At 65.3% G+C, this 277-nt stretch carries 1 pseudogene; it reads right to left on the reverse strand.

Going from position 1 to position 277, the window contains the following annotated elements:
• Nucleotides 1–267 (reverse strand): annotated as a pseudogene (locus CH341_RS32445) (ASKHA domain-containing protein); the annotation flags it as partial.
• Nucleotides 268–277 lie beyond the last annotated feature (10 nt).

A 277-nucleotide genomic window follows, 5' to 3' on the forward strand; every position in this document is an offset into this window, starting at 1 on the left:
CGAGCCGATGTCGACGGCAAGGCCGCAGCCGACATTGTGAAAGCCCGGGAAGATCGCCGTCACGATCGGCCCGCCGCCCTCCACGCGCCCGTCGGTATAGACGGCGCAGGTGACCTTCCACTCGCCGTCGCGCAAGAGCTTCTGTATCTGCGGCAGGAGGCGCGCGGCGATGCGCGGCTTCTGAAAGCCCCATTCTTTCTCAAGCGCATGAAGGAGCCGGTCGGCATCGCCGAGCGGCTTTTCCATGTCGGGCTCCTCGACCTCGATATAGCAGAGC

Origin of the sequence: Rhodoplanes roseus (genome assembly GCF_003258865.1) — a bacterium.
Taxonomy (GTDB): Bacteria; Pseudomonadota; Alphaproteobacteria; order Rhizobiales; family Xanthobacteraceae; genus Rhodoplanes; species Rhodoplanes roseus.